The 19,552-nt window shown below is 62.6% G+C and carries 28 protein-coding genes; all 28 read left to right on the top strand.

All coding sequences use genetic code 11. The features are described from left to right. The 28 genes from rpsS to guaA all read left to right on the top strand — a co-directional run bounded on the left by rpsS (position 1) and on the right by guaA (position 19,500). On the top strand, positions 1–276 hold the full coding sequence (gene rpsS, locus G4G27_RS12600; protein WP_034161646.1) for a 30S ribosomal protein S19: 276 nt from the start codon (positions 1–3) through the stop codon (positions 274–276). Continuing rightward, complete coding sequence (gene rplV / locus G4G27_RS12595; RefSeq protein ID WP_034161647.1) at positions 276–659, top strand: 50S ribosomal protein L22; 384 nt, start codon at positions 276–278, stop codon at positions 657–659. The genes rpsS and rplV overlap by 1 nt, the downstream gene beginning before the upstream one ends. Next, the gene (gene rpsC / locus G4G27_RS12590; protein WP_183108981.1) at positions 659–1,354 is read left to right on the top strand and encodes a 30S ribosomal protein S3; all 696 of its coding nucleotides are present in this window, start codon (positions 659–661) and stop codon (positions 1,352–1,354) included. The genes rplV and rpsC overlap by 1 nt, the downstream gene beginning before the upstream one ends. A gap of 12 nt (positions 1,355–1,366) precedes the next feature. After that, on the top strand, positions 1,367–1,801 hold the full coding sequence (gene rplP / locus G4G27_RS12585) for a 50S ribosomal protein L16 (protein ID WP_183108980.1): 435 nt from the start codon (positions 1,367–1,369) through the stop codon (positions 1,799–1,801). 1 nt (position 1,802) lies between these two features. Beyond that, the gene (rpmC, locus tag G4G27_RS12580; RefSeq protein ID WP_183108979.1) at positions 1,803–2,009 is read left to right on the top strand and encodes a 50S ribosomal protein L29; all 207 of its coding nucleotides are present in this window, start codon (positions 1,803–1,805) and stop codon (positions 2,007–2,009) included. Between the two features lie 11 nt (positions 2,010–2,020). Continuing rightward, positions 2,021–2,293 carry a 30S ribosomal protein S17 gene (gene rpsQ / locus G4G27_RS12575; RefSeq protein ID WP_034161651.1) on the top strand — a complete coding sequence of 91 codons (273 nt, stop codon included), beginning with the start codon at positions 2,021–2,023 and terminating at the stop codon, positions 2,291–2,293. An 81-nt stretch (positions 2,294–2,374) separates the two neighbouring features. Beyond that, entirely contained in the window at positions 2,375–2,743 is a 369-nt protein-coding gene (gene rplN, locus G4G27_RS12570) for a 50S ribosomal protein L14 (protein WP_183108978.1), read from the top strand. Further along, the gene (rplX, locus tag G4G27_RS12565) at positions 2,743–3,060 is read left to right on the top strand and encodes a 50S ribosomal protein L24 (protein ID WP_183108977.1); all 318 of its coding nucleotides are present in this window, start codon (positions 2,743–2,745) and stop codon (positions 3,058–3,060) included. Before rplN ends, rplX begins: the two co-directional genes overlap by 1 nt. Positions 3,061–3,082: 22 nt before the next feature. Then, the gene (gene rplE / locus G4G27_RS12560) at positions 3,083–3,655 is read left to right on the top strand and encodes a 50S ribosomal protein L5 (protein WP_183113772.1); all 573 of its coding nucleotides are present in this window, start codon (positions 3,083–3,085) and stop codon (positions 3,653–3,655) included. 1 nt (position 3,656) lies between these two features. Next, positions 3,657–3,962: a 30S ribosomal protein S14 gene (rpsN, locus tag G4G27_RS12555; RefSeq protein ID WP_183108976.1), complete on the top strand. Its 306-nt coding sequence runs from the start codon at positions 3,657–3,659 to the stop codon at positions 3,960–3,962. A 10-nt stretch (positions 3,963–3,972) separates the two neighbouring features. Next, positions 3,973–4,368 carry a 30S ribosomal protein S8 gene (gene rpsH, locus G4G27_RS12550; RefSeq protein WP_034161656.1) on the top strand — a complete coding sequence of 132 codons (396 nt, stop codon included), beginning with the start codon at positions 3,973–3,975 and terminating at the stop codon, positions 4,366–4,368. Then, complete coding sequence (gene rplF, locus G4G27_RS12545) at positions 4,368–4,901, top strand: 50S ribosomal protein L6 (RefSeq protein ID WP_183108975.1); 534 nt, start codon at positions 4,368–4,370, stop codon at positions 4,899–4,901. Before rpsH ends, rplF begins: the two co-directional genes overlap by 1 nt. Continuing rightward, complete coding sequence (gene rplR / locus G4G27_RS12540; RefSeq protein ID WP_183108974.1) at positions 4,901–5,260, top strand: 50S ribosomal protein L18; 360 nt, start codon at positions 4,901–4,903, stop codon at positions 5,258–5,260. Before rplF ends, rplR begins: the two co-directional genes overlap by 1 nt. 2 nt (positions 5,261–5,262) lie before the next feature. After that, entirely contained in the window at positions 5,263–5,991 is a 729-nt protein-coding gene (rpsE, locus tag G4G27_RS12535) for a 30S ribosomal protein S5 (RefSeq protein ID WP_244624317.1), read from the top strand. A 5-nt stretch (positions 5,992–5,996) separates the two neighbouring features. Further along, on the top strand, positions 5,997–6,200 hold the full coding sequence (gene rpmD, locus G4G27_RS12530) for a 50S ribosomal protein L30 (RefSeq protein WP_034161660.1): 204 nt from the start codon (positions 5,997–5,999) through the stop codon (positions 6,198–6,200). Between the two features lie 126 nt (positions 6,201–6,326). Continuing rightward, positions 6,327–6,869 (top strand): 50S ribosomal protein L15, encoded by a 543-nt coding sequence (gene rplO, locus G4G27_RS12525; RefSeq protein WP_183108973.1) that lies wholly within the window; start codon positions 6,327–6,329, stop codon positions 6,867–6,869. Positions 6,870–7,003: 134 nt separating this feature from the next. Continuing rightward, positions 7,004–8,350, top strand: a complete 1,347-nt coding sequence (gene secY, locus G4G27_RS12520) for a preprotein translocase subunit SecY (protein WP_183108972.1) — start codon at positions 7,004–7,006, stop codon at positions 8,348–8,350. Between the two features lie 33 nt (positions 8,351–8,383). Then, entirely contained in the window at positions 8,384–9,034 is a 651-nt protein-coding gene (locus G4G27_RS12515) for an adenylate kinase (RefSeq protein ID WP_183108971.1), read from the top strand. A gap of 67 nt (positions 9,035–9,101) precedes the next feature. Continuing rightward, positions 9,102–9,656 carry an ATPase gene (locus tag G4G27_RS12510; RefSeq protein WP_183108970.1) on the top strand — a complete coding sequence of 185 codons (555 nt, stop codon included), beginning with the start codon at positions 9,102–9,104 and terminating at the stop codon, positions 9,654–9,656. A 258-nt stretch (positions 9,657–9,914) separates the two neighbouring features. After that, a complete protein-coding gene (locus tag G4G27_RS12505; RefSeq protein ID WP_183108969.1) occupies positions 9,915–10,607 on the top strand; it encodes a response regulator transcription factor in 693 nt (230 codons plus the stop codon). After that, complete coding sequence (locus tag G4G27_RS12500) at positions 10,604–11,950, top strand: HAMP domain-containing sensor histidine kinase (protein WP_183108968.1); 1,347 nt, start codon at positions 10,604–10,606, stop codon at positions 11,948–11,950. The genes G4G27_RS12505 and G4G27_RS12500 overlap by 4 nt, the downstream gene beginning before the upstream one ends. 601 nt (positions 11,951–12,551) lie before the next feature. After that, positions 12,552–12,920, top strand: coding sequence for a 30S ribosomal protein S13 (rpsM, locus tag G4G27_RS12495; RefSeq protein ID WP_183108967.1), 369 nt, complete (start codon positions 12,552–12,554; stop codon positions 12,918–12,920). A gap of 85 nt (positions 12,921–13,005) precedes the next feature. Continuing rightward, a complete protein-coding gene (gene rpsK / locus G4G27_RS12490; RefSeq protein ID WP_034161671.1) occupies positions 13,006–13,395 on the top strand; it encodes a 30S ribosomal protein S11 in 390 nt (129 codons plus the stop codon). Positions 13,396–13,490: 95 nt separating this feature from the next. Then, positions 13,491–14,555: a DNA-directed RNA polymerase subunit alpha gene (locus G4G27_RS12485; protein ID WP_183108966.1), complete on the top strand. Its 1,065-nt coding sequence runs from the start codon at positions 13,491–13,493 to the stop codon at positions 14,553–14,555. Between the two features lie 188 nt (positions 14,556–14,743). Continuing rightward, a complete protein-coding gene (gene rplQ, locus G4G27_RS12480; protein WP_183108965.1) occupies positions 14,744–15,166 on the top strand; it encodes a 50S ribosomal protein L17 in 423 nt (140 codons plus the stop codon). Positions 15,167–15,337: 171 nt separating this feature from the next. Further along, complete coding sequence (locus G4G27_RS12475) at positions 15,338–17,413, top strand: prolyl oligopeptidase family serine peptidase (RefSeq protein ID WP_244624711.1); 2,076 nt, start codon at positions 15,338–15,340, stop codon at positions 17,411–17,413. 25 nt (positions 17,414–17,438) lie between these two features. Beyond that, complete coding sequence (locus tag G4G27_RS12470) at positions 17,439–17,861, top strand: hypothetical protein (protein ID WP_183108963.1); 423 nt, start codon at positions 17,439–17,441, stop codon at positions 17,859–17,861. A 67-nt stretch (positions 17,862–17,928) separates the two neighbouring features. Next, positions 17,929–19,500, top strand: coding sequence for a glutamine-hydrolyzing GMP synthase (guaA, locus tag G4G27_RS12465; RefSeq protein ID WP_183108962.1), 1,572 nt, complete (start codon positions 17,929–17,931; stop codon positions 19,498–19,500). Positions 19,501–19,552 lie beyond the last annotated feature (52 nt).

Below are 19,552 nucleotides of genomic sequence, written 5' to 3'. Positions count from 1 at the left end.
ATGGCTCGCTCAGTCTGGAAGGGTCCGTTTGTGGACCTTCACCTGCTCAAAAAGGCAGAGACCGCACAGGAAACCAATGCGCGCGCGCCGATCAAGACCTGGTCGCGCCGCTCGACGATCCTGCCGCAGTTCGTCGGCCTGACCTTCACCGTTTATAACGGTCGCAAGTTCGTGCCGGTCTCGGTCAACGAGGACATGGTTGGGATGAAGCTCGGCGAGTTCGCGCCGACGCGTTACTTCCCCGGCCACGCCGCCGACAAGAAGGGCAAGCGCTGATGTCGAAGCCGAAATCCCCCCGCAAGGTCGGTGAGAAGGAAGCTCTCTCGGTCGGAACGCAGATTCGCGGTTCGGCTCAGAAGCTCGGCCTCGTCGCTGCGCTGATCCGCAACAAGCCGGTCGGCGATGCGATGAACATCCTCGCTTTCTCGACCCGCGCGATGGCGGTTGATGCTCGCAAGGTACTCGCGTCCGCGATCGCCAACGCGGAGAACAACCACAACCTCGACGTCGATGCGCTGGTCGTATCGGAAGCGAGCGTTGGCAAGTCGATCGTCATGAAGCGGTTCGCCACGCGCGGCCGCGGCAAATCGACGCGCATCCTGAAGCCCTTCAGCCGCCTGCGCATCGTCGTTCGCGAACAGCAAGAAGAAGAAGCCTAATGGGTCAGAAAAGCAATCCGATCGGGCTTCGGCTTCAGATCAACCGCACCTGGGACAGCCGCTGGTACGCGGAGGGCGCCGATTACGGCCGTCTCCTCCTCGAAGACCTCAAGATGCGCGCTTACATCATGAAGACGCTGCCGCAGGCCGCGATTTCCAAGGTGGTGATCGAGCGTCCGGCCAAGCTGTGCCGCGTGTCCATCTTCGCTGCGCGCCCCGGCGTGATCATCGGCAAGAAGGGTGCGGACATCGAAAAGCTGCGCCGTACGCTCGGCAAGATGACCAGCTCGGACGTGTCGCTGAACATCGTCGAAATCCGCAAGCCGGAAGTCGATTCCAAGCTCGTCGCACAGGGTATCGCAGATCAGCTCGAGCGTCGTATCGCTTTCCGCCGCGCCATGAAGCGTGCGGTTCAGTCGGCGATGCGTCTTGGTGCCGAAGGCATCCGGATCAATTGCGGCGGTCGTCTCGGCGGCGCCGAAATCGCTCGCTCGGAATGGTATCGTGAAGGTCGCGTTCCGCTGCACACGCTGCGCGCGAATGTCGATTATGCCGAAGCGACCGCACACACCGCTTATGGCGTGTGCGGCGTGAAGGTGTGGATCTTCAAGGGCGAAATCCTCGGCCATGACCCGATGGCGACCGACCGGATCATGATGGAGGCTCAAACCTCCGGCGTGCGCCCGGCGCGCTAAGGAACATTTGACATGTTGCAACCGAAGAAAACCAAGTTCCGCAAGCAGTTCAAAGGCCGGATCCATGGCGATGCGAAGGGCGGCACCACGCTGAACTTCGGCTCCTATGGCCTGAAGGCGATGGAGCCGGACCGGATCACCGCACGCCAGATCGAGGCGGCTCGCCGCGCGATCACGCGTCACATCAAGCGCCAGGGGCGTTTGTGGATTCGCATTTTCCCCGACGTGCCGGTCACGTCGAAGCCGGCCGAAGTCCGCATGGGCAAGGGCAAGGGTTCGCCTGAATATTGGGCAGCACGGGTCAAGCCGGGCCGCATCCTGTTCGAGCTGGACGGAGTTCCCGGCGACATTGCAGCGGTGGCGTTCAGCCGCGCGGCGATGAAGCTGCCGATCAAGGTAAAGGTCGTTGCCCGTCTGGGCGACACCTCGCACCTGGGAGTTGCATAAGATGGCTCGCATCGACGATTTGAAGGCGAAGACCGAGGACCAGCTGGGCGAAGAGCTCGGCAATCTGAAGCGCGAGGCATTCAACCTCCGCTTCCAGGCCGCGACCAACCAGCTCGAAAAGCCGAGCCGGGTTCGTGAAGTCCGTCGCGACATCGCTCGCATCAAGACCCTGCAGACCGCGCGTTCGCGCGACGCTGCGGCTAAGTAAGGAACGATACCATGCCGAAGCGCGTGCTGACGGGACTGATCGTCTCGGACAAGGGCGACAAGACGGTGGTCGTGAACGTGGAGCGCAAGGTCAAGCATGCGCTCTACGGCAAGATCATCCGCCGTTCGAAGAAGTACCACGCCCATGACGAGGCGAACGAGTTCAAGCAGGGTGAAACCGTGCGGATCGAAGAGACCGCACCGATCTCCAAGCTGAAGACCTGGAAGGTGATCGATCGGGTTAACACCCATGCGACACCGGAGCGGGTCGACGTCGACGCATAAGTGTGGGGGACGCGTAAGCGTCAACTGAATTGAGGCGGGGTCCGGTCGGAATCGGCCCCAGAGTGAGAAGGAACCGGATCGATGATCCAGATGCAGTCCAATCTCGAGGTCGCTGACAACAGCGGCGCGAAGCGGGTGCAGTGCATCAAGGTGCTTGGCGGGTCCAAGCGCCGCACCGCAGGCGTTGGCGACATCATCGTCGTCAGCGTCAAGGAAGCAGCCCCCCGTGGCCGCGTGAAGAAGGGCGACGTGCACCGTGCCGTCATCGTGCGTACGGCGAAGGACATTCGCCGCGCCGATGGCTCGGTGATCCGCTTCGACGGTAACGCAGCCGTGCTGGTCAACAAGAACGAGGAGCCGATCGGCACCCGTATCTTTGGCCCAGTGGTGCGCGAGCTCCGCGGCAAGAAGCACATGAAGATCATCAGCCTGGCGCCGGAGGTTCTGTAATGGCCACAGCGAAGATCAAAAAGGGTGACCGCGTCATCGTCCTGTCCGGCAAGGACAAGGGCAAGACCGGCGAAGTGACCCAGGCCCTGCCGCGTGACGGCAAGGTTATCGTGTCGGGCGTGAATGTCGCGATCCGTCACACCAAGCCGAGCCAGGGCGACCCGCAGGGTGGTCTGGTCCGTTCGGAAGCGCCGATGCACGTCTCGAAGGTCGCTCATGTGACCGCCGACGGCAAGCCGACGCGCGTCCGGTTCGAAACCCAGGACGGGAAGAAGGTCCGCGTGGCCGTCAAGACCGGGGAGAAGATCAGTGGCTGAAGCCGCCAACACAAAGCCGCGCATGCGGCAGATGTATGATGACAAGATCATCAAGGCGATGACCGAGAAGTTCGGTTACAAGAACGCAATGGAGGTTCCGCGCCTCGACAAGATCGTCCTGAACATGGGCGTTGGCGAAGCGACGCAGGACAAGAAGAAGGTCGAGCAGGCCGCTGGCGAAATGGAGCTGATCGCAGGTCAGAAGCCAGTCGTCACCAAGGCGAAGAAGTCGATCGCGCAGTTCAAGTTGCGTGAAGGCATGCCGATCGGCGTGAAGGTCACTCTTCGTCGTGAGCGCATGTATGAGTTTCTCGACCGCTTCATCACGATCGCGCTTCCCCGCGTTCGCGATTTCCGTGGCCTGAACCCCAAGAGCTTCGATGGACGCGGCAATTATGCCTGCGGCCTGAAGGAGCAGCTGGTGTTCCCGGAAATCAATTATGACCGGATCGACAAGGTGCGCGGCATGGACGTGATCGTCACCACCACCGCCCGGACCGACGACGAAGCGCGCGAGCTGCTCCGCCTGTTCGGTTTCCCGTTCCCGCCGGAAGCTACTGGCGAAGTCGCTGACGACGAAAAGAAGGCAGCATAAGATGGCTAAAGTCAGTTCTGTAAACAAGAACGAGCGCCGCAAGCGGATGGTGAAGAAATACGCCCCCGCTTATGCGAAGCTGAAGGCGATCGCCGCCGACAAGTCGCTCGACGATGGTGAGCGTCTCATCGCCCGCCTGAAGATGGCGCAGATTCCGCGTAACGGTAATCCGACCCGCGTTCGCAATCGTTGCGAAACGACCGGCCGCCCGCGCGCTTATTATCGCAAGTTCCGTCTCTGCCGTATTCAGCTGCGCGATCTGGCCAACAAGGGCCTCATCCCCGGCGTTACGAAGTCGAGCTGGTAAGGATCACGAGATGGCATTGACCGATCCCCTGGGTGATATGCTCACCCGCATCCGTAACGGCCAGCGCGCGCGCAAGGATTCTGTCCTTTCGCCGGCGTCGAAGCTGCGCGCTCGCGTGCTCGACGTGCTTCAGCGCGAAGGTTATATCCGCGGATATTCCGAAGAAGAGATGGGCCCCGCAAAGGGCATCCGCATCGAGCTTAAGTATTTCGAGGGCCAGCCCGCGATCAAGCACGTTGCGCGCGTCTCCAAGCCTGGCCGTCGCGTCTATTCGGGTTCGCAGGATCTGCCCCGGGTGATGAACGGCCTGGGCATCACCATCGTCTCGACGCCGCGTGGCGTTCTGTCCGACGCCGAAGCGCGTGAACAGAATGTCGGTGGCGAAGTGCTTGCGGAGGTATTCTGATGAGCCGCATCGGTAAAAAGCCGATCACGATCCCGAGCGGCACCACCGCGACGATCGAGGGTCAGCAGCTCAGCGTGAAGGGTCCCAAGGGCACCCTCGCGATGCCGCTGCGCGAAGAGATCAGCTACGTCCTCGAAGACGGTGGCATTTCGGTCAATCCGGCCAACGACACCAAGCGCGCTCGCGCTTTCTGGGGCATGCAGCGTACGCTGGTCCAGAATTTGGTGACCGGCGTGTCCGACGGCTTCACCAAGAAGCTGCTGATCAACGGCGTCGGTTATCGCGCCGCGGCTTCGGGTCGCACGCTGAACCTGAAGCTCGGCTACAGCCACGACGTCAACATCAACGTGCCGGAAGGCATTGAGGTCAAGACGCCGGACAACACGACGATCGAGATCTCGGGGTCGGACAAGCAGAAGGTCGGCCAGCTGGCCGCCGAAATTCGCCAGTGGCGCAAGCCTGAGCCGTACAAGGGCAAGGGCATCAAGTACGACGGCGAGTTCATCTTCCGCAAGGAAGGGAAAAAGAAGTAATGAGCACCAAAGGTCTCTCCCTTTTTGCGAAGCGTCGTCTTCGCAACCGTACCGCCCTTCGTGGTCGTGCCGCTGGCCGTCCCCGTTTGTCGGTGCATCGTTCGGGCAAGCATATCTATGCCCAGATCATCGACGACGCGGCGGGCACCACGCTCGCTTCGGCTTCGACGCTGGAAAAGGACGTGCGCGGCACGACCGGCGCGAACATCGATGCGGCGACCTCGGTCGGCACGCGGGTAGCAGAAGCAGCCAAGGCAGCGGGCGTGACCAAGGTCGTGTTCGATCGCGGAGGCTTCCTGTTCCACGGTCGTGTCAAGGCGCTGGCGCAGGCCGCGCGTGAAGCCGGATTGGAGTTCTAAGAATGGCTGACGAAATCATCCCGACGGAAGCAGCTGCATCGCCCGATGGCGCAGCCGTTCCGCAGGAAGCCCCTGGTCGTGGTCCGCGTGGCGGCCGTGGTCGTGGCGGTCCCGGCGGCGGCGGTCAGAACCGCGGCGGTCGTGACAATCGTGGCGGACGCGACAATCGCGGCCGTGGCGGTCCCGGCAGCGACGATGGCGGCGAAGAGCTGATCGAGAAGCTGGTTCACATCAACCGCGTCTCGAAGACGGTCAAGGGCGGCAAGCGCTTCGGCTTCGCGGCGCTGGTCGTCGTCGGTGACGGCAAGGGCCGCGTCGGCTTCGGTCACGGCAAGGCACGCGAAGTGCCGGAAGCCATCTCCAAGGCCACTGCGGCCGCGAAGAAGGCCATGGTTCGCGTCCCGCTGCGTGACGGTCGTACGCTGCATCATGACGGCAAGGGTCACTTCGGTGCCGGCCTCGTCACGGTGCGTTCGGCGCCGCAGGGTACCGGCATCATCGCCGGCGGCCCGATGCGCGCCGTGTTCGAATCGCTCGGCGTTGCGGACGTGGTGACCAAGTCGATCGGCACGTCGAACCCGTACAACATGATCCGCGCGACCTTCGAGGCACTGACCTCGCAGGTTTCGCCCAAGTCGGTCGCGCAGCGTCGCGGCAAGAAGATCGCCGACCTGCTCGGCCGTGGTGGCTCGCAAGCCGCCGAGGCTGAAGCCGCAGCGATCGCGGAGTAAGACAGATGGCGAAGAAGAAAGAAGCTGCCGCAGGCGGCACGATCAAGATCACGCAGACCGGTTCGCCGATCCGTCGTGAGAAGGATCAGCGCGCGACCCTGATCGGTCTTGGCCTCAACAAGATGCACAAGACCCGCGAGCTGCAGGACACGCCCGAAGTTCGTGGCATGATCCGCAAGGTCGCTCACATGCTCTCGGTCGAGGGCTGAGCGACCTGGGATGAAGGGGCAGTGACGCGGGCGTTCGCGTTCGCTACTGCCCCTCTCCCAACCCTCTCCCCAGAGGGAGAGGGCTTTAGATATCCAGCGCGACAAAAGCGAAAGCGAGTGCACGACATGAAATTGAACGATCTCCGCGACAATCAGGGCGCCCGTAAATCCCGCATGCGGGTCGGCCGTGGTATCGGTTCCGGCAAGGGCAAGACCTCGGGCCGCGGCATCAAGGGCCAGACGAGCCGTGAAGGCGTCTCGATCGCCGGCTTCGAAGGCGGCCAGATGCCGCTGCACATGCGTCTGCCAAAGCGCGGCTTCAACAACATCTTCGCCAAGGATTATGCCGAAGTGAACCTCGGTTCGATCCAGAAGGCGCTCGACGCCGGCAAGATCGAAGCCGGTGCGACGCTCGACCATGCTGCGCTAAAAGCCGCTGGCCTGGCGCGCGGTGGCAAGGACGGCGTTCGGTTGCTCGGCAAGGGCGATTTCTCGGCCAAGCTGAACTTCTCGGTCCACGGCGCGTCGAAGGGCGCGATCGAAGCGGTTGAGAAGGCCGGCGGCAAGGTTGACGTGATCCACGTCGTACCGGCCGCTGAAAAGGCCGCTGCCAAGAAGGGCGTGAAGTACAAGGAGCGTCAGGCTCACAAGGCTTCGTTCAAGGCGTAATCTACCGGCTTCCCCGGCGTTGAGTCGGGGAAGACGCTAGGCAAGCCCGCTTGCGTGACTATATGAGCGGCGGGGCGGTGAAACGTTTCCCGCCGCTTTTGTTTCCCCCCTAAGTTCCAGGGACGATAATCATAATGGCATCCGCAGCCGATCAGATGGCCCAAGGCCTCAGCCTGTCGAAGTTCGCGCAGGCGACCGACCTCAAGAAAAGGTTGTGGTTCACGATCGGCGTGCTGATCGTTTTCCGGATGCTCAGCTATGTGCCGCTGCCCGGGATCGACCCGACCGCGCTCAACCTGCTGGTGCAGAAGACCAGCGGCGGCGTGCTCGATTTCTTCAATGCCTTTTCCGGCGGCTCGCTGTCACGCGCCAGCATCATCGCGCTTGGCGTGATGCCCTATATCACCGCCTCGATCGTGGTGCAGCTCGCGACCTCGCTGTCGCCGACGTTGGCGGCGATCAAGAAGGACGGCGAGAGCGGTCGCAAGCGGCTCAACCAATATACCAGGTACGGCACGGTCGGCCTGACCGCGGTGCAGGGGTATTTCCTCGCGGTCGGCTTCGAGAGCCAGAGCGTTGTGGTCGATCCGGGCATGCTGTTCCGCGTCGCCGCGGTGCTCAGCCTGGTTGGCGGCACGATGTTCCTGATGTGGCTGGGTGAGCAGATCACCAGCCGCGGCATCGGTAACGGCATGTCGCTGATCATCATGGCCGGCATCGTCGCCAGCTTGCCGCGCACGCTGGTCAATCTGTTTGAAGGCGGCCGTTCGGGTTCGCTCGACCCGGTCAAGTTCATCGGCATCGTCGTCGCGGTCGTGCTGCTCGTGCTGTTCATCTGCTTCATGGAGCGGGCGCAGCGGCGCATCCTGATCCAATATCCCAAGCGGCAGACGCAGCGCGGCATGCAAGCCGATCGCAGCCATTTGCCGCTCAAGCTCAATACCGCTGGCGTGATCCCGCCGATCTTCGCTTCGTCGCTGCTGCTCATGCCGCTGACGATCTCGCAGTTCGCGGGTCAGCGCGTCGCGGGCGAGAGTACCTGGGGCGATATCGTCATTTCGCTCAACCAGTATCTCCAGCACGGTAGCCCGGTCTATATGCTGTTGTACGGCGCAGGGATAATCTTCTTCTCGTTCTTCTACACCGCGGTGGTGTTCAACCCCGAGGAGACGGCGGACAATCTGAAGCGGTATGGCGGCTTCATTCCCGGCATCCGTCCGGGCAAGAACACCGAGACCTATTTCGATTATGTGCTGACGCGCATTACCGTGATCGGTGCAGCCTATCTGACGATCATCTGCCTGTTGCCGGAATATCTCGTGTCGGCATTGTCGATCCCATTCTATCTTGGTGGGACCAGCTTGCTGATCGTGGTCAATGTGACGATGGATACGGTGACGCAGATTCAGAGCCATCTGCTTGCGCATCAATATGGCGACCTGATCAAAAAGGCTAAGCTGAAGGGTGGACGCCTCCGTTAAGACGGGCAAAGTGAAGTCTAGGGGAGTGCGGCCGTGAATATTATCCTGCTCGGGCCCCCGGGGGCGGGGAAGGGCACGCAAGCGAGCCGTTTGATGACGGATCGCGGCATGGTGCAGCTTTCCACCGGCGACATGTTGCGTGCCGCGCGTGATGCCGGCACTCCGGTCGGCCTGAAGGTCGCCGCGATCATGGCAGCGGGCGAACTCGTTTCCGACGATATCGTCTCCGCGCTGATCGACGAGAAGCTCTCGACCATGCCGGCCGGGCAGGGCGCGATCTTCGACGGTTATCCGCGGACCGCAGCGCAGGCGCATTCGCTTGACGATATTCTCGCCAATCATGGCCGCACGCTCGATCATGTGATCGAACTCGAGGTCGATGAGGACGCGCTGGTCGAGCGCATCACCGGCCGTTTCACCTGCGCCAAATGTGGCACCGGTTATCACGACACATTCAAGCAGACCAAGGTTCCCGGTGTGTGCGACGTGTGCGGGTCGACCGAGTTCAAGCGCCGTGCCGACGACAATGAGGAATCGGTGCGCACGCGCATGACCGAATACCGCGCCAAGACCGCACCGATCCTGCCGATCTATGACGCGCGCGGCCTAGTGCGGCGCGTCGATGGCATGGCCGATATCGACGATGTGAGCGAAGCGATCGAGGCAATCCTCGGCGGGAAATAGGCCCACGACGAAGGTTGCGCATCGCCCCCTGGCGCATATGATGCGGCGATCCACCGGGGGCCGCACCATGAACCGCTTTGCCTTATTCACTGCGCTGGCTCTGCTGCCGCTCGCTGCGCCGGCCGGCGCGGATGTTGTTCAGGCGACGCCCGCCGGATTCGAGATCAAGCAGGTCGTTACCGTCGATGTGCCGATCGCCCATGCCTGGGAAACGCTGCGCGCGCCGCAGAAATGGTGGAGCAAGGAGCACACCTATTCTGACGATTCGGCCAATCTCTATCTCGATGCGCAGGCGACGGGATGTTTCTGCGAGCGGATGAAAGACAAGGGATCCGTCGAGCACGCCCGGATCGTCTATATCGCGCCGGGCCGGATGATCCGGCTGGTCGGTGCGCTCGGTCCGCTCCAGGCCGAAGCAGTGACCGGGACGCTGACCTTCCGGCTCGACCCTGAGGGATCGAACGCGACGCGCATCACCCTGACCTATGTCGTCGGCGGTTATGTCCGCGCCGGCGCGGACACGCTCGCGCCCAAGGTCGATGAAGTGCTGGCGGTGCAGATGCTTGGCCTGAAATCCGCCGCCGAAGCCGCGCCCGAGCCCGAAGCAAAGCCGGAAAAATAACGCGCAGCGATCATCCCGCATGACGCTTTTTTCATGCCGGCGTCATCGGATGAAGCCTCCATCCCGCTTACTATGGCGAATGTCGCTGTGGTGCTGCCGTCCTCCCCTGAACGGCCATGAGCAAGGCGATACCTCGATCCGGCACCATGTTCCCGGTGGTGCCGGGGGCCGACGGAAGGCGAGGCTTTCCGTCGGCCCAGTTCGTTCGTACAAGCCAAGTCAGCCAGCCATCGGACGCTTGCCCATGATTCAGATCCAATGACCCGCAAGATTCTTGTCGTCGAAGACGATCACGCGACCGCGAGCTATCTCGCCAAGGGATTGGCCGAGGCCGGTTATTCGGTCGAGATCTGTCATGATGGCCGCGATGGGCTGTTCCTTGCCAGCGAGGGCATTTTCGACGTCATCGTCGCCGACCGCATGATGCCCGGCCTGGATGGCCTGGCTATGCTCTCCGCGATCCGCGCCGCGGGGATCGCCACGCCGGCGTTGATCCTGTCCGCGCTTGCCACTGTCGATGACCGGATCGACGGGCTGCATGCCGGTGCTGACGATTATCTGGTCAAACCATATTCCTTCGCCGAGCTCCATGCGCGGATCGAGGCGCTATTGCGGCGTACCGACCGGGTCGTGTCCGACCAGCAGGTCGTGAAGCTCAATGTCGGCGATCTCGAGATCGACCTGCTCGCGCGTAGCGTGTCGCGGCAGGGCCGGCCGATCCTGCTCGGCGCGCGGGAGTTCAACCTGCTCGAATATCTTGCGCGCCATGCCGGGCAAGTCGTAACCCGCACGATGATGCTGGAAAAGATCTGGAACTATCATTTCGATCCGGGATCGAATGTTGTCGATGTCCATATCGGCCGGCTTCGGCGTAAGCTCGAAGAGGGTTTTGCCGCACCGATCCTGCATACGGTGCGCGGCGCCGGATACCGGCTCTCGGCCGACGGGTGAGGGGGCCCTCGGTCACCGCGCGTATCGCGCTGCTGGCGATCGCGCTGGCGCTGGTGTCCAATCTCGCTCTGGTCGGTTTCGTCTGGCAGCAAATTCACGACGATGCGGTCGGCACGCTGCGCCGCGACACGATCGAACAATCCGACGCATTGGTCGCGGTGTGGCGAAACGGCGGGATGAAGGCGCTCGACGAGGCGATCGAGGATGCGCGCGCGCCGGGTGACGATTCACTGATCCTCGCCGTGATCGATGCGTCGGGCCGACGGATCGGCGGGACGGGGCCGGATCGCGTGACGATCAAGGGCGATGCAACGATTTTCAGGATCGGCCGGGCGGGAACCGCGCCGCCCTGGTCGGATCGGGATGCGGGATATGCGGTGCGCGCGATCGGTCCCAACCGGCTGGTCAGCGGACGATTGCTCGACGATTGGGAACGTGAGCAGCGCGACCTCGAATCCGCGCTGGCGCTTGCCGTGCTGCTGTCGCTCGCGTTGGGCATTGGCGGCGGGCTGGTGATCGCACGTTATGTCGGGCGGCGTCTGAACGGCATCGCCAGCGTGATCGAGGGGGTCGCGGATGGCGACCTGTCGCGCCGCGTCGTGACGCTGTCGGGCAGCGGCGACGCGTTCGACCGGCTCGCCATCCGATTGAACGCGATGCTCGACAAGGTCGGGCGGCTGATGGGCGAATTGCGCATCGTCACCGACAGCCTAGCGCATGATCTGCGCTCGCCGCTCGCCCGATTGCGCAGCAAGACCGAGGGCGCGTTGTTGATGGACGATCCGGCGCAGCGCGAGGCCGCGCTTGGCGGGCTGATCGTCGAGACCGATCTGGTGATGCGCATGCTGACCACGCTGATCGAGATCAGCCGGTCCGAATCGATCTCGCGCGATCGTTTCACGCTGGTCGATCCGGCCGCGCTGGTCGAGGAGATCGCCGATCTCTACGCGCCGGTGGTGGAGGATGCGGGGCTGCGCTTCGTCGTCGCGATCGACGCCAGGCCGCCCGGCCTGCCGCTGCACCGCGAGTTGATGTCACAAGCGATCACCAATCTGGTCGACAATGCGCTGCGCCATGGCGCGAACGGCGGATCGCTTACGCTTCGCCTGGCGGGCGACGCGCATGAGGTACGACTGCAGGTCGAGGATCGCGGCCCCGGGATCGCCGCCGCCGATCGCGCCCAGGCGCTGCGCCGGTTCGGGCGGCTCGACACCGCCCGCACCACGCCCGGCGCCGGCCTTGGCATGACCCTGGTCGAGGCGGTCGCGCGGCTGCATGGCGGGCGGCTGGAGCTTGGCGACAATGCGCCGGGCCTGATCGCGACAATCGTGCTGCCGGCCTGAGACCGTTGCTGGACCAGCCTCGGTCATCCAGTTTCCAGCGATAAGAAAGAGCGCACCGGCAAATGTCCGGAATGAGCGATATGCCGGAACTTGTATGATGGTTGAATCGTGCCAGTGGGCGGGCTGACGACCGGCAGACCTATGGGACAGGCCTGCAGGAGATATGCAACACCCTATGGTGCATATCTTTTTCCGCTCACTACCGGCGAGTCGAGTATATAATAGATTATATATCAGATACTTAAGCTGAAAATGCCGACTTTGTATGGCGCAGTGCGCCATGAGCATTTTTGCTGAAACGTCGATGCAATCAATGATACGCGTTGAGCATCAACCAGCGCCGATTCCGCAAGGGGCCTGGCTATTCAGTCTGGTCGAGATCGCCTGGGCCGCGGTCGCGCTCAAAAAATGGGGTCGATCCGCGCCAAGCGGGAACCGGCTGGTTGACTCTGCGTTTGCGCGCGCTTATCTGGCGATTATTCCGAACCACCGGGTCCCGGCGGCGCTTGTCTGCGCTCGCCGCTATCGTGCGTTTCGGAATGTTAACGCTATGAGATGGGGTGACTGCCATGTCGCCCTGTGGAGCAGGAGAATTTAGTTCATGGCTCGTATCGCCGGGGTCAACATCCCGACCAACAAGCGCGTTGTTATCGCGCTCACCTATATCCACGGCATTGGCAACACCAAGGCCAAGGCAATCGTCGCAAAGCTGGGCATCGCTTCCGAGCGTCGCGTCCAGGATCTGACCGATCAGGAAGTGCTGCAGATTCGCGAAACGATCGACGCCGATCACACCGTCGAGGGTGATCTCCGTCGTGAAGTCGCGATGAACATCAAGCGCCTGATGGATCTGGCCTGCTATCGCGGTCTTCGCCATCGCAAGGGCCTCCCGGTCCGTGGTCAGCGCACGCATACCAATGCGCGCACCCGTAAGGGCAAGGCCAAGCCGATCGCCGGCAAGAAGAAGTAAATCATCCGGGGGGTGATTTACTCCGCCGGAAGCCGGGTTCCGCAAGGAACCCCACCGGCGTCAGCTTTAGGGTTAGGAAGAGACTATGGCACGCGAACCTCAGCGCATTAAGCGGCGTGAGCGCAAGAACATCACTTCGGGCGTCGCCCATGTGAATGCGAGCTTCAACAATACCATGATCACGATCACGGATGCCCAGGGCAACGCGATTTCGTGGTCGTCGGCCGGCATGATGGGCTTCAAGGGCTCACGCAAGTCGACTCCGTATGCGGCGCAGGTTGCAGCGGAAGATGCCGGCAAAAAGGCCGCCGAGCACGGCGTCCGTACGCTCGAAGTGGAAGTCAAGGGTCCGGGTTCGGGCCGTGAGTCAGCGCTTCGCGCGCTGCAGGCGGTTGGTTTCCAGATCACTTCGATCCGCGACGTGACCTCGATCCCGCACAATGGCGTCCGGCCTTCCAAGCGCCGCCGCGTCTGATTTTCGTCTCGACCGCGCGCGGTTGATCGCGCCGCGCGGCCGATTCTCTCATGGCCGAAGCTCCCCCGCTTCGGTCCAAAACCAAGGGGAAGCCCATGTCCGTCAATGCGAAAAATTGGCAGGAACTCAAGAAGCCCAACGGTCTCGAGAAAAAGGCCGGTGGTGATTCGAAGCGCAAGGCGACGTTCGTCGCTGAGCCGCTCGAGCGTGGTTTCGGCCTGACGCTCGGTAACGCGCTGCGGCGCGTTTTGCTGTCCTCGCTGCAGGGCGCGGCGGTGACCTCGATCAAGATCGAGAATGTCCTTCACGAATTCTCGTCGCTGGCGGGTGTCCGTGAGGACGTGACCGACATCGTCCTGAACGTGAAGCAGATCGCGCTTCGCATGCAGGGTGAAGGCCCGAAGCGTCTCCAGCTCTCCGCGACCGGCCCGGCCGACGTGAAGGCCGGCGACATTGCGGTGTCGGGCGACATCGAAGTGCTCAACCCCGATTTGCTGATCTGCCATCTCGACGAAGGCGCGACGCTCAACATGGAACTGACCGCAGATGTCGGTAAGGGCTATGTCGCGGCGGTCGCCAACCGTCCGGCGGATGCGCCGATCGGCCTGATCCCGGTCGACGCGCTCTACTCGCCGGTGAAGCAGGTCAGCTACAAGGTCGAGAACACCCGCGTTGGGCAGGAGCTCGATTACGACAAGCTGACGCTGACGATCGAGACCGACGGTACGGTGACCCCTGAGGACGCGGTGGCCTATGCCGGCCGCATTCTGCAGGACCAGCTCGCGCTGTTCGTCCACTTCGATGATTCGGCGATGACTCATTCGGCGCCGATCGGTCATGCGGCTCCCGCCGCAGCCGGCGATGCCGCAGGCGACACGCAGCAGATCAACCGTTACCTGCTGAAGAAGGTCGACGAGCTCGAACTGTCGGTGCGTTCGGCCAACTGCCTGAAGAACGACAACATCATCTATATCGGCGATCTGGTTCAGAAGACCGAAGCGGAGATGCTGCGCACGCCGAATTTCGGCCGCAAGTCGCTCAACGAGATCAAGGAAGTTCTCTCCTCGATGGGTCTCCGCCTGGGTATGGAAATTCCCGGCTGGCCGCCTGAAAATATCGAAGAGATGGCCAAGAAGCTCGAACAGGAAATTATGGGTTAAGCGGCTTCGGCCCGGATCCCTCGGGTTCGGGCCGGACGCTTCTCATAGAGGTCCCCGCTTGTGCAGGGATGACGGCAATTGGGGTGGGCTTACCGTCTCCACCTGGTCTGGGGTTCCGGCAGGGTCCCATCAAAGTAGTACTTTGATGGGTGCACGAAACGGCCCCTTAACGAACGAAGGATGAAATCATGCGTCATGGTGTTGGCGGTCGTAAACTTTCGCGGACTTCGGCCCACCGCATCGCGCTGTTCCGCAACATGTCGGCAGCGCTGATCAAGCACGAGCAGATCACGACCACGGTCGCGAAAGCCAAGGAGCTTCGCCCCTATGTCGAGAAACTGATCACGCTGGCGAAGAAGGGTGGCCTGTCCAACCGTCGCCTCGCACATGCGCGCCTGCTCGACGATGCGCAGCTGCAGAAGCTGTTCGACGTTCTGGCGTCGCGCTACGCCGATCGTAACGGCGGTTATACCCGCATCATCAAGGCCGGCATTCGCGCGTCGGACGCAGCGCCCATCGCGATCATCGAATTCGTCGATCGCGACGTCAGCGCCAAGGGCCAGGATTCGGGTCCGGTGATGACCGACGAGGATTACGATCAGGCCGCCTGAGCGCGCCCTGCTCCGATATTTGAGAAAGGAGTTGCGCCTGATAGGGTGCGGCTCCTTTTTCGTTTTTCGGAGTCTTGCATGCGCGCTTTGCCGCTGATCGTCCTGACCCTTTCCACTGGCCTCGTGACGACGCTGGTGCCCCTTGCGACCGCCGCTGCGGAGAGCCCGACCATGACTGCCGCCCCCAGCTACCCCGAGACGCGCCGGGTCGATCAGGTCGACGAACAGTTCGGGGTCAAGGTTGCCGATCCCTATCGCTGGCTGGAAAACGACGTCCGCACCGACAAGGATGTGGCGGCGTGGGTCGCGGCGGAGAACAAGGTCACCAACGCCTATCTCGCGACATTGCCTGGCCGCGACGTCTTCAAGGCGCGGATCAAGCAGCTGCTCGATTATGAGCGCTTCGGCGTGCCGCAGAAAAAGGGCGGCCATTATTTCTACAGCCGCAACAGCGGCCTGCAGAACCAGGCGGTACTTTACGTCCGCGACAGTTTGAACGGCGAAGGCCGCGTGCTGATCGACCCCAATACATGGTCGAAGGATGGCGCGACCGCACTCGGCGAATGGGTGCCTTCCGAAGATGGCAGCAAAATCCTCTATTCGATCCAGGACGGCGGCACGGACTGGCGCACGGTAAAGATACTTGACGTCGCCACCGGCACTATTGCGGCCGATGCGGTCGAATGGGTCAAATTCTCCAACCTCGCCTGGGCCAAAGATGGATCGGGTTTCTATTATTCGCGCTTTCCCGCAGCGACCGGCGACCAGAAATTCCAGGCGCTGAACGAGGATCAGGCGGTCTATTTCCATAAGCTCGGCACGGCGCAGACCGCAGACACGCTGATCTATGCGACGCCCGAGACGCCCAAGCGCAACCACCAGGCGCAGGTGACGGACGACGGCAAATGGTTGATTGTCACGACGACCGAAGGTACCGACAATCGCTACGAGATTACCGTCGTCGACCTGACCGCGCCGAAGCCTGCGCCGCGTACGATCTTCAAGGGGTTGGAGAATGAATGGTCGTTCGCCGGCAATCAGGGTTTCAACTTCTTCTGGGTGACCAACAAGGATGCGCCGCGCATGCGCATCGTCTCGACCAATCTGGCCGCGCGCTCGGCCGTGCCGCCGGTCCATGAAGTCGTGCCCCAAGATAAGGCCGTGCTCGAAGGTGCCGCGATCCTCGGCGGCAAGCTGATCGCGTCCTATCTCGTCGACGTGAAGACCGAAATCCGACGTTACACGCTCGACGGCAAATCCGACGGCGTGGTGCCGTTGCCCGGAATCGGCGCGGCCGGCGGTTTCGGCGGTGACGCCGACGACCCCGAAACATTTTATTCGTTCACCAGCTTCGCGACCCCAGCGACGGTCTATCGCTATGATGTGAAGACGGGGAAATCGACGCCTTGGGCGGCACCCAAGGTGGCGTTCGACCCATCGCTCTACGATGTGTCGCAACGCTTCTATGCGTCGAAGGACGGCACCAGGATCCCGATGTTCGTCGTCAGGCGCAAGGACGTGACGGGGCCCGCGCCGACATTGCTGTACGCTTATGGCGGGTTCAACGTGTCGATCGACCCATCCTTCTCAGCGACGCGGCTTGCCTGGATGGAGCAGGGCGGCGTGCTCGCGGTGGCGAACATCCGTGGCGGCGGCGAGTATGGCAAGGAATGGCACGATGGCGGGCGCCTCGCTAACAAACAGAATGTGTTCGACGATTTCATCGCGGCGGGCGAATATCTGAAGGCGCAAGGCATCACGTCGAAGGACGGACTGGCGATCCAGGGCGGCTCGAACGGCGGCCTGCTTGTTGGTGCGGTGACCAATCAGCGGCCCGATCTGTTCGCGGCGGCGCTGCCGGCGGTCGGCGTGATGGACATGCTGCGATTCGATCGCTGGACGGCGGGGCGGTATTGGGTCGATGATTATGGCTATCCGTCGAAAGAGGCCGATTTCAAGACGCTCTATGCCTATTCGCCCTACCACAACATCAGGAGCGGCAAGCCTTACCCGGCGGTCCTGGTCGCGACCGCGGACACCGACGACCGCGTGGTGCCGGGGCACAGCTTCAAATACACCGCCGCGCTGCAAGCGGCCGATATCGGCGACCGGCCGCACCTTGCGCGTATCGAAACGCGCGCCGGGCATGGCAGCGGCAAACCGACCGACAAGGTGATCGAAGAGGCGGCCGACAATTGGGCCTTCGCCGCGAAATGGACCGGGTTGACGGTCAAGCCGGTGCAGTGATGGCTTGCGGCATAAGGAGCGGGCAATGCGCAATTTCAGCAAAATCGGCATGACGCTGGGGCTGGCGGCGATGGCGATCGGTGCGGCGTCAGCGCAGACGCGGCGTGGGCACGAACGGCCGTCACACCGTGAGCCGATCAATGAGGAAGAGGAGGGCCTGTCGGGAGACGCGCCGTCCAAAACTGGTGTCGGCCGGGGCAAGGACAATGCGATCACCGCATGCGTGGCGGAAGCGAAAGCCGAAGGTCGTCGGTTTGCGCGTGTCGCGGAGATTCATAAGGTCGATACGGTCAGGCGATCCGGCAGAGGATGGGATATCCGCGGTACGCTGATCTTGCGCAGCAGTTATCGCCATCTCAGTCGCGAAGAATATGGTTTTCGCTGCCGGGCCGATGCGCAGGGCGTGGCGGATGTCGTCCTTGACGATGCGCTCATCATCATAAACTGACCCGATAGCCGGCCGGCCGGTGGGGAGAGGGGGTTCACTCCGCCGGCCCATCTGCTATCGGCTCGCCATGACACAGGCCCTCGACTCCATTTCGCCCGACTCGATCCTCATCGTCGATTTCGGCAGCCAGGTGACCCAGCTCATCGCCCGCCGTGTGCGCGAAGCGGGGGTCTATAGCGAGATCGCGCCGTTCCAGTCCGCCGAAGCGGCTTTCGAGCGGATGCAGCCCAAGGGCATCATCCTGTCGGGCAGCCCGGCTTCAGTGCTCGACGCGGACAGCCCACGCGTGCCGCAAGTGATACTCGACAGCGGCCTGCCGATCCTTGGCATCTGTTACGGCCAGCAAGTATTGATGGCACAGCTGGGCGGCATCGTCACCCTGGGCGACAGCGGCGAGTTCGGCCATGCGGTGATCGAGGTGAGCGATCGCTGTTCGTTGTTCGATGGTCTGTGGGCGGAGGGTGAAAGCCATCAGGTCTGGATGAGCCACGGCGACAAGGTGACCGCGCTCGCCCCCGGTTTCCGTCCGGTCGCGGCAAGCCCCGGTGCGCCCTTTGCGGTGATCGCCGATGACGATCGGCGCTTTTATGCGATGCAGTTCCACCCAGAGGTGGTGCACACCCCCGATGGCGCCAAGCTGATCTGCAATTTCGTGCGTCATGTCTGCGGCTTGAATGGCGACTGGACGATGGCGGGCTTCCGCGCCGCCAAGATCGAGGAAATCCGCAAGCAGGTCGGTACCGGCCGGGTGATCTGCGGACTGTCCGGCGGAGTCGATTCATCGGTCGCCGCAGTGTTGATCCATGAAGCGATCGGTGATCAGCTGACGTGCGTATTCGTCGACCATGGCCTGCTCCGCGCGGGAGAGGCCGATCAGGTCGTCGGCCTGTTCCGCAATCACTATAATATTCCGCTGGTCCATGTGAACGCCGAGGCGCTGTTCATGAATGGCCTGGCCGGCGTCACCGATCCCGAAGCCAAGCGCAAGTTCATCGGCGCGACCTTTATCGACGTGTTCGAGGCGGAGGCGAAGAAGATCGGCGGCGCGGCGTTCCTCGCCCAGGGTACGCTGTACCCGGACGTGATCGAGAGCGTCAGCTTCACCGGCGGCCCGTCGGTAACGATCAAGAGCCACCACAATGTCGGCGGCCTGCCCGAACGCATGAACATGCAACTGGTCGAGCCGCTGCGCGAGCTGTTCAAGGACGAGGTCCGTGTGCTTGGCCGCGAGCTTGGCCTGACCGACGCGTTTGTCGGGCGGCATCCTTTCCCCGGGCCGGGCCTCGCGATCCGCATTCCCGGCGAGGTGACGCGCGAGCGTTGCGACATATTGCGCAAGGCCGACGCGATCTACCTTGAGGAGATTCGCAATGCCGGGCTGTATGATGCGATCTGGCAGGCCTTTGCGGTGCTGCTGCCGGTGCGCACGGTCGGTGTGATGGGCGACGGGCGGACATATGACTTCGTCCTGGCGTTGCGCGCCGTGACGTCGACCGACGGCATGACCGCCGCAGCCTATCAATTCCCCGGCGATTTCCTGCCCCGCGTGGCGACGCGGATCGTCAATGAGGTGAAGGGCATCAACCGCGTCACCTACGACTATACGTCGAAGCCGCCCGGCACGATCGAGTGGGAGTGACGACGTCGCCATAGTCGTAGTTGCCCCCTTGTCCCGAAAGGGCAGGGGGTTA

Source organism: Sphingomonas sp. So64.6b (genome assembly GCF_014171475.1).
Classification (GTDB): Bacteria; Pseudomonadota; Alphaproteobacteria; order Sphingomonadales; family Sphingomonadaceae; genus Sphingomonas; species Sphingomonas alpina_A.
The sequence above is the reverse complement of the archived record's forward strand: the minus strand, read 5'-3'. Positions and strand labels throughout refer to the sequence as shown.